Below are 14,230 nucleotides of genomic sequence, written 5' to 3'. Positions count from 1 at the left end.
TGAACAAACATGGATTTGGCATGGCCAATGAACCAAGAGAACTTGCACTAAGAAAAGCCTTATACAGTTGCCTCTGAAAAAATAAAAATACGTGAAAATAGTTAGGGATATTTTCATTTTGTACGGTTGTTGGCTATGAATAGTGGAATAAATATTAAGTATTCAACAGTTTAAATAGAACGAGTCATCTTTTTATTTTAAGAAAAAAGATGACTCGCTTTATGCTGAAATTCGCTTAGCGTATATTTTCGTTAAAATGTGGGCGCGACCCCAATCTGTAGTCGTATATTCGTTACTTCGAACAACAACATTCCCTACATAATAAAAAATAGATGACTCAATTAGTTTCATTTCTAAAACATTTTAAGTCATCTATTTATCAATTCCAGTTTTGATTTCTTGTTGCTCTACATGAGTGAATTTCCTTGCCTCATACTTTTACATTTATTCATAGCTTTTTGTAAAAAATTAATTTGGAATCATAGCAGTTTAAGAATTACTGCTACCAATTATTAAAATCAGTGTAATTTTTATATACATTTTCTATAACATTATCTTGCCAGACATTTTTATATTCATCTCTATCCACTTTAACACTATATTCACTAATATCACCATTGGCATTTAACCATCCAGGGTTTTCGAGAGCATGTTTGTAGGTAAACGTTCTTACCTGTTTCAATGTTTTAAATGTAATCGGAAAAGATTTTTTTTCCCCATCTTTGTAACCAAACACTCTATATGCCTTTTTTCGTCCACCAACAGTTTTAAAATATGGTTCTGTAAAACATTCTATTTGTTTGATATGAATCTCTCACCTTTCTAGACGCCTTAAGTAATTAGTTTATATATTGGAAGAAAGATAAACAGCTACTGTAAGGTTGGACTACAAAAACAGCTCAGGGCTGGTTTTAATGTACTTCCGTATTCTTTGATTACTTTGTAGAAAGTATTTTTCATCAGTTCAAATATTGAATAAATTTCACACTAATTATTTCTCTATTTGCCCATCTAGAATGGGTCTCTTTTATTATTATTGATAACGTTCTTAAAATTAGCTTCTCTTTAACAATCTTTTTTCTCTGATGGTTTATGTTTTACTCTATAAGAGAGAGCGGTAACTTGTTGGGAATATTTAAAACCTTTTTCAGATTTTTCGGAAACCCATTTCGAAACAGGTCTTAGTAAACTATTTATGCTGACAATAAGAATGGTTCCTGTTATAGCTATAAGTAAATAGCCGCTACCTGCTAATGTTCCTACAGCCGCAGAACACCATAAGGTTGCTGCGGTATCCAGTCCTCGAACTGTCAATCCATCTTTCATAATAACTCCAGCACCTAAAAAACCAATCCCGCTTACAATTTGAGAAGCTATTCTTGTAGGTGTATTATCGGTTGGAGTGAGTACACTTAATAGTACAAAAAGTGCAGCACCAACGGAAACAAGTACATTTGTACGTAATCCAGCAATGCAATTGTGCCATTGACGTTCTAATCCAATTATTGCTCCAACAAGTATTGCTACAAGTAACCTGAGTAGAATGTCTAGTTCCATATTTCTGTCTCCTTAATTTCCATCCTTAATGATCATCATGCTCTAAATTGACTTGTTGTAATGGAATCACCTTTGTTTTTTTTATAATTTTATAGCCGAACCAAAATACAAGAAACAGCAGTAAACCAATATAAGTAGCAAGTACTTCATACCAATCGACATGTGACCCTATAAAGACTGAATAATTCTGTCCTAAAATAATAATAGTACATATTACAAAAGCCAAAATAGGACCGATAGGATACCACTTTGCTTGATACGGAAGCTTATTTAAATTCTTTTGTTGATGTAAAAAAGCCTGACGAAAACGATAATGGCTTATAGCAATCCCTAACCATGCAATAAATCCACAAAGTCCCGAAGCATTCAAAAGCCATATAAATGCTTGCCCTTCTCCAAATAAAGAAGCTGCAAACACTACGATTGCCACAGCCGTTGTCATAAGTAAAGCATTAATAGGAACACCTTGTTTATTTACTTTTTTTAAGCAATTTGGAGCTTTCCCTTCTTTTGCCATTACCCATAACATTCGGGTTGCAACATACATTCCAGAATTACCAGCTGATAGAACAGATACCAAGATAACTGCATTCATAATAGAAGCTGCAAATGCGAACCCAATTTTCTCAAATACTAGTGTGAAGGGACTCATTGTAATATTACTAATGTCATTGTTAACTAGATTCGGATCTGTGTAGGGAACTATGACTCCAATTACGCAAATGGTAAGTATGTAAAATAAGAGAATTCTCCAAAAGATTTGCCGCACAGCTTTTGGAATATGCTTTTCAGGAGCTTTACTTTCTCCAGCTACAATTCCAACCATTTCTGTACCTTGAAAGGAAAACCCCGCAATCATAAACACACTAAGAATAGAAAGAAAACCTCCATGAAACGGTGCGTCTCCAATTGTTAGATTGTGAAATCCAATAGGATTTCCTTTGAAAATTCCAAATATCGTGGCTATTCCTAACATAATAAACACGACTATAGTAATAACTTTTACAAGTGAAAGCCAAAACTCCATTTCTCCATAATGTTTCACTGAAAGAATATTAATTCCAAACATAAACAGTATGAATAACGCACTCCACAGAATAGATGGACTGTATGGAAACCAATATTTCATAAGAATAGCTCCTGATGAAATTTCAACTGCAAGAGTAATAGTCCAGCTAAACCAGTAATTCCAACCAATCGCAAAACCAAATGCAGGATCTACAAATTTAGAAGCATACGTACTAAAAGAACCAGATGTAGGCATATACGCTGCCATCTCTCCCAAGCTGGTCATCAACAGGTAAACAATACACCCCATCAACAAATAAGCTATAATTGCTCCACCAGGTCCTGCTGTATGAATCGTATTTCCGCTTGCTATAAATAACCCAGTCCCAATGCTTCCACCTATAGAAATCATTGTTAAATGTCTCATCCCTAATTCTCTTCTTAATTCAGAAGGCTGGGAATTAGAAGGGAAAGAAAAAAGTGGATTTTTCGTTTTTATGGGTGTCTCTTTCAAGTGCCTCATCCTTTTTTTTGAATTGTTTTCCAGAAAAAGAGTATAAAAAAAGACACCAAAGTTCACCCAGTGTTTTTAAAAGTCACCATAGTATCCCCTCTCGAAACGCTTACGAAGTTAGCTGTCGGATTCGGGCCTTGAGAGTAGCCCTACCTTCATTTAAGAAGGATTCACCCCGAGTGCAATCGCACAAAATTTGGTTCCCCCGCTCCATATGGATTCAGCGAATAGTGATATGAATTTATGTACAATATATTACTCCTATGCCCTCTTGTTTGTAAACAAGAAAATAAACGTTTTTTCAGGGGTGGATTTTTTGCGCTGTACACTTTATTTATAATTTGAATTCTTAAATTAAGTTACATACTTTAAAAAAAGTGAGAATTACAAGTATAGTAATGCATGAAGAAGAGTTTGAATTAAATAAAAATACTGTGCCACATTTTTATTGAGTCTATTATCTACTAGTGTCTTTACTATTTTTAATTACATGGACTACTGATAAGTGGGGTTATGGTAACTAAGTATATATTGTTTTTGTATGGGGATGGTATAATTTAGAAAATACATGTTAATCAAAGTTAGGAGGGAGTTCATGGGAAGAGAAGTATTATTTGATAATCAAAGTGTAATTTTAAAGTTAAGTGGGGTAACAGGGTTCTTTGCTTTAAAATTAAAATTAGAAATTCCTTATAATACTATTAAGAATGTATATGTGAATCATTTTGATGCTCCACAATGGATGCTCCGTATGCCTGGAACCTCAATTTCTGCACTTAACATTTTTGAAGGTAGTTTTAAATATGCTGATGAATGGTATTTTCTTTCTTATGAAAATAGAGTACCACTCGTAATGATTGAATTAGAAGGACATGAAAAATATAAATATGTTTATTTTGAAATCAATGACCCTACTAAAGTAGCTTCGGATATTAGAAAGCATATAAGGGATTTGTAATTATTTTTTTGTATCTAAGAGAGTACTGCTTACGCTGATGTAATTTATTCAAACAAGTTAGATTAACTCTAGCTTGTTTTTTGTTTACAGGTATTACAACCTCTTTATTATTAGTATTTCCAATGTATACTTTTGTTTCTATTTTTGAGGATATCAGGGGGATTGGGATAAAGTTAATGTTTATGGGGAAATGAAAGTAAACTTTTGGCTAAAAGTTTACATTGAAGTTTTGGATTATTTATAACTAATTTTGTAATAAATTTCTCAATAAAGATATACTTGTTAATTATGGTTATAATATTCAAAATTGAAAAAATAAATTATAATAAAAATATGATGGTTATCCTTTTGTTTACTCCTTGTGCTAAAGATAAGATCCTGTTCCCGGGTCTTATCTTTTTATTTTTGGATTTTAGATACAAAAAAGGAATCCTTAATAGCTTAAGGATTCTGCAACAGAGAATTTACTCTTCTGATCTATAAATGGTTAAAATAGTAATTCTTTTTTTCAAGAAACCAAATGTTGGTTTAGAATAAAGTTTGAATAACAAAAAGAAACACTCATTTTGAAAAAAGATTAGTCAAAATAAGCGTTTTTTATTTCAGTTAGATATAAATTTTCATAAAAAAGTTTGATTAAAAGAATTCAAACCTTATATAAATTTTATTTTACTTTAATTAAATCTATGTATTTTCTTACTTCTGGTAAGCGATGATTTTTAATATAATCATCCCATTCCTCTAAATTCCCATTAATATTTAACGCTGCATTCTTATTTAAGTAAGCCAATAAACCTGAAATACTTGATAGTACTTCAAAATCTTTTAACGTTGAAACACTGATTATTTCATTTTTTATTTGTTTAAAAAATTCATTTAGAAACTCTAATATTAATAGACAGTCATCCTTATCAAAAATATTAGGGATATTTTTCATACAATATTTAAGAGTATCTACAGTACACTTAAATATGTCATCAGTACAGTAATATAACATATTAAATAATTCTGTTGTTAGAGCTTTACTATCCATTACTATCTCTTTACTATCTATTAAAACTAAATAATCATATACACATCTAAGTGCAATTTTTACTTTAGAATGTTCTTTTGACTTCAAATTATTTATTATAATTCTAAACGAATATTTTTCAGACACTGTTAAGCGTTCAAAACTTGGAACTAAATATAAAGATAAATCTGGTCTATTGTCGTCAATCTTTTCAAAAATCTTCTTTAACTTTTCAACATCTTTATCATCAAAAACTTCTAATGGTGCAACTGACAGGATATTATTTCTTAAACAAACAACCACTGATTCTAAGTAGTCTGGTAATGGTAAAAGTCCTCTTTTCTCAGTGATATCATGTAATAGACCCTCTTCTTGATTATCCCACCAATCATAAAATTTATTAAGCCACTCTTTATAATAATGATTGTCAGGTATCTTTGTTGTTTTCTTTCCAATAAAATCAGGAAATACCCCACATATTTCATTAAAATAATTTAATACTGATCCATTATTAGAATACACCATATTTTTTAAGTCTTCACTATAGTTATAAAATGTAGGGATATCTTTAGCTAAAAATAATCCTATACCATTAGGGCTAATTTCAGAATTTGAGTTAAGTATTCTATCAAATACAGCATTGAATATAAAATCACTTTTCCCATATTTGTTCTTGGGTGGTAATTTTTTTAGAGCTTCAATGAATTCTTCTCTATTTACTTTAGGAAGGCTATTTGTTGTTGCAAGAAAAGTTAATCTTATCAATGCACTTTCTTTTATGCTTTGATCACTATTTGTTTTTAGATAGTTAAGCATTTCTAAAATTTTATTTTCAGAAACCGATAAATTACAAATATCTTGTGCTTCTGAAAAAACATACAAGATTGGTTCGAAAAAGTCGATATTGATAAGATTTTTATTTCCTTGCGATTGGCTAAAAATATTCAATTCAATTAATTTTTCGCAAAATTCTATTTTTTCATCTTTACTTTTATCAAACATCATTCTTTTAATTAATTTTTCCAAAACATTTTTCATTTGGAGGTCGAGATTATTTATGATATGCATAAAATCAATAATCTTTGAATCTAATTCTAACTTATCCTCTGGAGTTAAAGCAAAATAAATACGTGAAAGTATTTCTATTGCAACTGCCCTGTTGATAATTGATGGTGATTCCGGGTTTATTGTGTCTTTTAACATTTCCAAAAGAATTTCTAAATTGTAGCCATCCAATTTATAAACAAATTCTCTTGAAAAGAATTCATCAATTTTTTTAGGAGTTAAATAATGAATTCTCTTAATCTGAGAATATAGAGGATATTGAATTTCTAAGTTTTTTAAAGCTAATTCATACTGTGTTCTATCATTTATAGTAAGATTAAATAATTCTTCAATCTGTAAAACCGCAAAAGAATCTAAAAGCTCTTGCTTAAAATAATCCCCCATCTTTGAAGAAACCTTGCCTCTACCTGGGTCGAAACCTGGAGTTGTTTTAGTACCAAATTCATTTTCGTATTTTTTTACTGATAATAAAGTATGTTCACATTCTTTATTCGCATTACAATTTTGCAAATTTAAACTTCTCAGTCTATCATAACCATAGTCTTGCTCATTATTAACTTTGCGTAAAAGATTTAAAGCAATGCTTTCTAAAGAAAGTAATCTATATTCATTACTATCTATCGCTAATAAACTTCTAATAGTTTGCAAATAGCCTTCAAGAATTTCTTTTGCTTCCGCTTTATAAAATATTTTTATGAGTATAGCTGCTTTTTTTATTCCCCACTCTATTTCCTTTTCTCCAACTTTCCATACATTTAACTGATTTCTAACTTTAGCAATATTATTAAAAGCTAGGTCGAAAAGAATTTCTTCATAAATTATTCTGTAGCGTTCTAATTTATTTAGTTCTTTTCTTTCAAGAAAACCCTTATATTTATAAAACTCTTCTTTATTCCCATCTAACCTTGCTTCCTTTAATAAGACAAATAAAATATTATTAATATTCCCATTAAAGTCGTCCCCAATTTCCTCAACTAATTTTTTTAGTTTTGGATGAATTTGGACGTCTAAAGGAATATAGAAATGCTCATAACACCAAAGTAATTCATTTATATATTCAAAGTCAGTTTCATTCTGTAAAGATGTAATGCCACAAATTTTTTCATTTGCAAACGTTCTAATCTTACTCGCATTAGAACGTCTTATATCATCTGGCATTACTACCCAACCAGGAAACTTTTCTTTATTATATTTTAAATTCTCTAAGCTCATATCATACTCTTTATATAATTTATAAGGCCACTTAGTCTTTTCTTCACGATTTTTATAAGAAAGGAATTCAAACAAATCTGTAAACATTTCCTTATAACCAGTATCTTTAGATGGGTATAATTCTTTAAAATCAATCAATGTAATACCTTTAGACTTCAAATATCCTAATCGATTTTTTTGATCATAACCAATCATATATATTTTAGGCATCTGCTCACCTAAATTATTTTTTACCCAAGTAGTCCATCTTTCAAAATTCGGATCATCTCCAGAAAACCCTAATAAAACAAAAGTTGTTTCCATAATCGACTGTTGAACCATATTAACAAACGGACTAAATTGTTTTGGATACTTTTCATAATCATTTTGAGTGAAGATAAATGGTCTATTAGATGGAAAACTACCATGCAATTTTATAATTCTAGGCGAAGTTGAATTAGGTATGTCATTTACATCATAAATAAGCTGATAATTACGTTCATATATATTTTTTTTAGTGCGTTCTAACAAAGTATCATAATTAGTAGTATAAATATCTGCCCAAGGAAGATTTAATAATTTATGGTGTAGTAAATCAGGTTCATAATTATCATCAGGTATAGCTTCTTTTAAAATTTCATCTAAATTGGCGCGACCATATTCTTCTTCATATAGTTGCCCAATTTCTAGAACATCTTTATATTCTATATCTAGATGATGACTTAAATTTTTTGTTAACATGCATTTCAAATCATTCCATAATGCCATTCCTGAAAAGTTATCCTCTATCTTATTTGCATTTAAACTAAAGCCTGCGCCTACCATTACTGAAACACGACTTTTTCCATCTTTAGACCATAAATTATCTCTAATTACTTTTAAATGAGAATACATAGTTAAATTTTCTTCAAAAAACTTATTAACATTTTTAATAATCAATTTTTATCAATCCTTTTGAATATATAAGATTTTGTTTGTTGGATTAAATCTTTAACCATAATTACTCCCTTTTTTATAAAAATAATTCAAATTACAGGCAATAAACCATCCAATAAGTATTAATGCTACAAAAATTATCTTATACATATAATTTAAGTCTTTATGATAAACGAAGAATACTACTCTTAGGACAGCATTAAATATCTTATACATAAATGATACCAATTTATAATATATAAATAAAGATTCCAAACATTTTATAATCTACTTATCCATTTAGGGGTACAGCCGAGATACGTGTAAAAATAGGTCATTGGCTTACTTTTATTTCCACCTATGACCTATTGAGCTTATATAGGGATTGTTTCTTCTATTGGTTGAAGGGTTTTCTGTAAATCAATTACATAGTCCCCAAAGCGTTTTATATGTCTAGTCATATAAGGGGTACCGCCAGCATTTCGGAAAAAAACCACGCTAAGCCAAAAATACAATAAGCTGTCCATATGGACAGCTTATTTACATAATTTTCGATATGGGAAGTGAAATTTATACTTTATCATTGGTCTTTTTTAATCTACTAGCCCTTAATTCTTTGAAATTCTTGATTAATTCTTCTCCGAAAATATAAATAACTTTTTCCCATGGATGCCCTAAATAACCCCACTTAAAGTCTTTTTGCAAAAAGAAATAATAATCTCCATCCGGAAAAAATGGGATTTTCCATTGATGATCCTTTTCGTTTAGATTTAAATTTAAACTAGGATTCATCCAGTAGCTATCATGATGCCAATCTAACGCATATATATATTCATGTTTCTCGGTACATAAAATAAGAGCTTCCAATAATATATGATCAAAAATATAATCATCGTCATCAGTCCATTTTCCTTCAAAATAATTAGGTAAATCATAAGTAATATATGGACAAGAAAATTTAAATGACTGTTCACCATCTATATTAGGATTAAAAGCAAATTCGTCATAAAATCTATCCCAAACATTCTCATATTCTTGTTCATTTAACAAAATCCATTCTTTCAAACTCCGTACCTACTTTCTAATATTATTATATAATTAAAATACCACGATGAAATTGTATATTCTATTAATTGCTAATTTACATAACACATTATTATCGGTAGCAAAGAAAAAGGCGAATCCCTTACTTCCATAAGGGATTCGCCTTTTTTTCTTTTTATCAATCTATGTAATTTTTTATACATTCCTATCATAGTGTGGGTTTTCGGGTTCTCGTTTGTTACTCGATTAACCGAAAAACTGTATAAAATCTTGCATGCTCCTAGGGGTCACTATATATGAACACTACTGTAGGTTTGGAATAAAGATTGATTAAAAGTACGCTGCAAATGTTGATTTTACAATGGAAGAAACCCACCCATTTTGAAAAAAGATTAATCAAAATAGGTGGGTATTATTTTGTAGAAGAGTTATTTTTTATAAAAAAGTTTAATTAAAACTCACTTCGAATTTTTTACTTGAAGGAATAAAGCATCGTATCTTTTTTTAACGTCGTGACTTTCTTCAAAACATCGCAACTTTATTCCAAATGAAGTAAACTTGGTAATTATATATTATAATGTGGAAAAACAACAGAATTTTCATAAAGAGTGCAAAAAATTTTATATTTAGGGGGAACAACATGGAAACCAAAGCAAAATATCATCATTTAATACCGCAAACATATATGAGGTCGTGGAAGCACGGAGTAACGAAAAATTCGAGAGTTTATTCAGTAGATAAAGGAGTAAATGACGTAGGTTCCTCCGTCAAGACGAAAGATATAGGTGGAATAGAAGATTACCATTCCATAAGAGTTGATTCTTTAATCGCTACAAATGATGATTGTGTAAAATTTTTCGAACCACTTAAAAACTATCAAGTGTTAATTGAAAACAAAATTGAAACGGATTTAATGAAGCTTAACCAAAACTTTTATGATTATGATAGTTGGATTATACAAGACGATAAAGGGAATATCGTCTCAGAAACTCAGAAGAATACATTAAAAAAAGATATCCTCTCGATTCATGTTAAGTACATTGAAGTAGAATGGTCGCGTCAATATGAAAACTATTGGAACTCTACAAAAGATGCTATTATTGCCGAAATTGACAAACATCCCAACCAGCAAAAGATACCTTCTGTGAAACGCGAAGAATTAACTAAATTTATGGTATCAATGGATTGGCGTACGTTACCCTATCCTACAAGAATGCAGGAACCTATAGATTTTTTCTTTGGCCAGAAATTTTTGGGTGCGGATCTAAAACAAGAATTAATCCCTGAAGATGATCGATTGTATCCTTTCTTAAAAACGGTATATGACGAATTTTCTCACAGTTATCTTCTAAAACAATTTAAAAAGTTTTTACAAGGTAACGGTCCTATAATGAACGAAGCGATTAATATAATAAATAACATGGGGATTATCTTGCTGTTAGCACCACAAAATGGAGAATTTATCACAAGTGATAACCCCGTCTGCTGGTTTACTAATAGTAATGGCGATAAGGAGTATATTTTCCCTATCACACCTAATGTTGCTTGCTCTTTAAAAAAAGGTATTTCACAGACAGAGTATATCGTGCAGCAACTGACAAAAAACGAGTTAATTTCTATAAATAACAAATTAAAGGACAATTGTCATGAATTTTATATTTTACGAGAGCAAAATCTATCATTGTATTTTCAATAGTAATGAGAAAGAACAAATACAATTGTATTTGTTCTTTCTTTCATACCTTTATAAAAAAAGAAGCAAGAATGCCTCTTAAAAGGGTAGATCGTCTATGATTCTTTCTTCACCATGAGATTGTTCTTTTAGTGTGTGAAGATAGTTCGTTGGTTTTTGTATGATTTGATTTAACTTCCCGTAGAAGATCTTTTGTAAGGTGTAATTTTTTTGTGTTGTTTTATTTTTTATTAATCATTACGGTACGTGAAATTATTGTATGCCGTAGTAAAAAAGCCCCCATAGACCATAAATCTATGAGAGCTACCTAAGGGTGTTTTACGTTTCGTTTCGACTCGATTCTATTGTAGCAAGTTTTCACCGAATAACAAAAACATAACGATCCAAAACCAAATAATCAAACTAAATGCACTCTTGAAACTTCCCCACAGAGAATATGTTTCTCCTTGCATTTTTATCATCCTTTCTTACTTGTCCTTTGGTTCTCCAAACCATTCATACATTGCCCGCTGGCTTATAATCCATTCCTTACGCTTCCCTTCAGGATGCAAAAAGTACTTCACTAAACCTTCTTGTAGCATGCGCTCTAAATCATTTATTTGCTTCTCGTTCATTAGAGAGGGGCTATATTTATTCTTAATTGTTTCACGAGGAATCCCCCAATAAAAAGCTGCTTCAGATGGTGTCATGTATTTATCAATTTCTTTCATGGGAATTCTCCTTTGTTTGTACTTTTCCTTTTATGTTACAATAAATAAAGAAGAAAATGGACTAGATTTCCTTCTTCTTCAGTCACTCATTAACTAAGCCCTTTGTTTGCTGTTAAGCAAATGAAGGGTTTTTATTTTGCTTGCTTAAATTTACTATCTATGACAGCTAAACGGATCAACTTCAGCTTAATATCCTTACTAAGAGAAAGCCATTCAGATGTACCAATTTTCATATCCTTTTCCTCCCTATTCCCTTTTTATACTTTAAGAAAATTAACCCCTTAAAACATTTGTATTTTACACTAATTTAACAACTAGGGAATCCTCATCATATTCATGAATTTGTAAATCATAGCGCATTTCTGTCGCATCCAGTACTTTACAAAACCTCTGATAGTAAGACGGATTACTTACTTCTATGCCAATTTCTCCATTCCTGAACAGATACTCTAAATCATCAATGATTTCTTTTACTGTATTCTCCAATACTCTCACTCCTTATCTTTATAAGATAACCTTGTAAGGTTATTTTATAACAAAACAAGAAACCTTACAAGGTTATTTTTGTGTTTTTCAGATATTTTATAAAAAATTCTTAATAACACCCTTAACTCACTTTAAACCGCTTATTTCCGCCTACAACACGCCCTTTGTTATTTAGGTCTTATCTCATTAACTTTTAAAGAAAAATTGGTTATATCGAAATCTGAGAAGTCATTTTTTGATGAGAGTATGATTTTTTTAGTTTATTCCTAAAAATAACAAAAGAGCTGGATTTTCATCACAGCTCATGTATTAATTGGTTCTGTATGAGTACATGTTGGATATTGAGAACAACCAAAAAACTTATTTCCTGTTTTATTCGAATTTCGAACCACTAAATGGTTTTTACATGTTGGGCATTTCCTTTCTGCAGGTTCTATCCCCTTATATACATCTTCAGCCGAATGCTCCGGGTTGATTTTATTTATTAATTTTTGAAGTTCTACACGATCTATGAGTTTTACATTACATGCCTCCGCTAATTCTTTCGCCTGCCTTGTATACACACTATTTGTTACAACCCAACCCTCATGTGCATTGTAATATGCTTGTGCTGCATATATTTCTTGCACGGCACTAATACCGACTCTATTTTTCATCCCGTAGCGTTTCGCCTGGATTACAATACGATTTTTCCCCTTTAATACAAGATCCGCTCCGAAATCATTTGACTGCTTTGTGACCGTTGGAGAATAACCTAACTCTCGAAATAGAGCTTTTAGGTACACTTCAAATTGATGTCCGTCCATTTTGTCTATATAGCGAATACCGGACTTTGCCATTCGCTTCAGTAATCTTCGCTCCTGGATCTTCTGGTACATAAATTTACAAATACGAAAAAGAACATAAAGGATAAAACCACAAATCAAAATCTGTAATATGTTTGGTACTTCTGGTAGATTAGACACTTCTCTCCACCTCTTTAATTGGTTTCATTTTCTTTGGTTGAGCTTTTGTCTGTTGTTCACTCACTTGTTTCTTCCGGACATCGTTCCAATCTTTTTCATTTGTTGGAATATCCTCTTTAAGATCTACAAAGCATTTCATCGTCTGAATGAAGTCTTTCCCAGCCTTATCATTATCAACTGCCATAATGACCTCTTTAATATCGTGCCCTTCTTTTTTCGCATCCATTAAAGATTGAATCACTGTTTTTGACTTCAATCCATGCATAGAAACAAGACGAGCATTTTGTATTTTATTTTGCTTGATACTCCAATGGGATAACATGTCGATTGGATCTTCATAAAAATAAATCTTATCCGGTTTACCTACATCAACCGTAAAACCTGCATGGATTTTTTCATAATTCGGGACAATTTGTTTAAAGCTTCCTCTTTTATTTTCCATTTTGACAGTACCTTGACGGTTCATACCGATTACTTGCCCTTTTCCCCCTTCTTCTCTCCATTTGAACACGACATTATTTTTCTTATCCTGGGCGATGAGATCCTTTTTAATTAACCAGTTCACCAAGCGAGGATCTATTTTCCGTTCATCAATTAGATATTCTTTAATCTCTGTTTGCTTATTTACTTCTAAGTGTTTGGGATAACTAAAAGGCTGCTGTTCTTTTTTGCGTTCCTCTTCAGCTTTTGAACGATCAAACTGTTTGTAATCCCCTTTATTGATGTCTAATACAGCTTGCGGAAATGTCATTTCATAGTACATCATCGCAAAGCTAATGGCTCCATATCCTTTTTCCCCTCGACTATTCCAGGCATATTGATTTCCTTTAATAAGAAGACTGTCATGTTCCGTATGACGATAATAGTTTCCTTCTTTCTTAAACGTTTCTCCCTTCGCTTCCAGATATGAAATCAAGTCAATATTTCTTGCTTTCATCGCATCCTCCGTACTGACATGTGCCATTACGGAATCCCCCCTTTACTCTATAAAATGAAATAAAAAAGAGGACTATTCCGTTTCCTAGTCCTCTTTTGCTACTTATAGTTGATACATTTCATTTTTATTTGCCGAATAAGAATTTTAATCGCTTCTCCTGTACGCTGTATGATAA

The 14,230-nt window shown here is 31.1% G+C and carries 11 protein-coding genes and 1 riboswitch; of the genes, 2 read left to right on the top strand and 9 right to left on the bottom strand.

Annotation, left to right across the window (positions count from 1 at the left end):
• Positions 1-502 precede the first annotated feature (502 nt).
• The 3 genes from CQZ94_RS28625 to CQZ94_RS28615 form a co-directional block, all read right to left on the bottom strand.
• On the bottom strand, positions 503-736 hold the full coding sequence (locus tag CQZ94_RS28625) for a hypothetical protein (RefSeq protein ID WP_098915876.1): 234 nt from the start codon (positions 734-736) through the stop codon (positions 503-505).
• A 329-nt stretch (positions 737-1,065) separates the two neighbouring features.
• Positions 1,066-1,557 (bottom strand): MgtC/SapB family protein, encoded by a 492-nt coding sequence (locus CQZ94_RS28620; RefSeq protein ID WP_000417877.1) that lies wholly within the window; start codon positions 1,555-1,557, stop codon positions 1,066-1,068.
• Positions 1,558-1,582: 25 nt separating this feature from the next.
• Positions 1,583-3,079 carry an amino acid permease gene (locus tag CQZ94_RS28615; protein ID WP_105588165.1) on the bottom strand — a complete coding sequence of 499 codons (1,497 nt, stop codon included), beginning with the start codon at positions 3,077-3,079 and terminating at the stop codon, positions 1,583-1,585.
• 90 nt (positions 3,080-3,169) lie between these two features.
• Positions 3,170-3,315, bottom strand: a riboswitch (cyclic di-AMP (ydaO/yuaA leader).
• Between the two features lie 359 nt (positions 3,316-3,674).
• Here CQZ94_RS28615 and CQZ94_RS28610 point away from each other — a divergent pair.
• Positions 3,675-4,037 (top strand): hypothetical protein, encoded by a 363-nt coding sequence (locus CQZ94_RS28610; RefSeq protein WP_000532296.1) that lies wholly within the window; start codon positions 3,675-3,677, stop codon positions 4,035-4,037.
• Between the two features lie 664 nt (positions 4,038-4,701).
• Here CQZ94_RS28610 and CQZ94_RS28605 read toward each other — a convergent pair.
• Positions 4,702-8,244 carry an SIR2 family NAD-dependent protein deacylase gene (locus CQZ94_RS28605; protein WP_105588164.1) on the bottom strand — a complete coding sequence of 1,181 codons (3,543 nt, stop codon included), beginning with the start codon at positions 8,242-8,244 and terminating at the stop codon, positions 4,702-4,704.
• Between the two features lie 546 nt (positions 8,245-8,790).
• Positions 8,791-9,285, bottom strand: a complete 495-nt coding sequence (locus CQZ94_RS28600) for a DUF2716 domain-containing protein (RefSeq protein ID WP_085313783.1) — start codon at positions 9,283-9,285, stop codon at positions 8,791-8,793.
• Positions 9,286-9,904: 619 nt separating this feature from the next.
• On the opposite strand from CQZ94_RS28600, the gene CQZ94_RS28595 reads away from it, so the two are divergent.
• Entirely contained in the window at positions 9,905-10,960 is a 1,056-nt protein-coding gene (locus tag CQZ94_RS28595; RefSeq protein ID WP_181149565.1) for a DUF4238 domain-containing protein, read from the top strand.
• Positions 10,961-11,424: 464 nt separating this feature from the next.
• Here the strand turns inward: CQZ94_RS28595 and CQZ94_RS28590 are convergent, their stop codons facing one another.
• The 4 genes from CQZ94_RS28590 to CQZ94_RS28575 form a co-directional block, all read right to left on the bottom strand.
• Positions 11,425-11,667: a helix-turn-helix domain-containing protein gene (locus CQZ94_RS28590; protein ID WP_105588162.1), complete on the bottom strand. Its 243-nt coding sequence runs from the start codon at positions 11,665-11,667 to the stop codon at positions 11,425-11,427.
• 297 nt (positions 11,668-11,964) lie between these two features.
• Positions 11,965-12,153 (bottom strand): hypothetical protein, encoded by a 189-nt coding sequence (locus CQZ94_RS28585; protein ID WP_105588161.1) that lies wholly within the window; start codon positions 12,151-12,153, stop codon positions 11,965-11,967.
• 302 nt (positions 12,154-12,455) lie between these two features.
• Positions 12,456-13,118 carry a restriction endonuclease gene (locus CQZ94_RS28580; protein ID WP_105588160.1) on the bottom strand — a complete coding sequence of 221 codons (663 nt, stop codon included), beginning with the start codon at positions 13,116-13,118 and terminating at the stop codon, positions 12,456-12,458.
• Positions 13,111-14,082 (bottom strand): DUF3991 and TOPRIM domain-containing protein, encoded by a 972-nt coding sequence (locus tag CQZ94_RS28575; protein WP_105588159.1) that lies wholly within the window; start codon positions 14,080-14,082, stop codon positions 13,111-13,113. Before CQZ94_RS28575 ends, CQZ94_RS28580 begins: the two co-directional genes overlap by 8 nt.
• Positions 14,083-14,230 lie beyond the last annotated feature (148 nt).

Source organism: Bacillus sp. MYb209, assembly GCF_002975175.1.
Classification (GTDB): Bacteria; Bacillota; Bacilli; order Bacillales; family Bacillaceae_G; genus Bacillus_A.
Note: the sequence above shows the minus strand (reverse complement) of the source record. Positions and strands in the feature narration are given on the sequence as shown.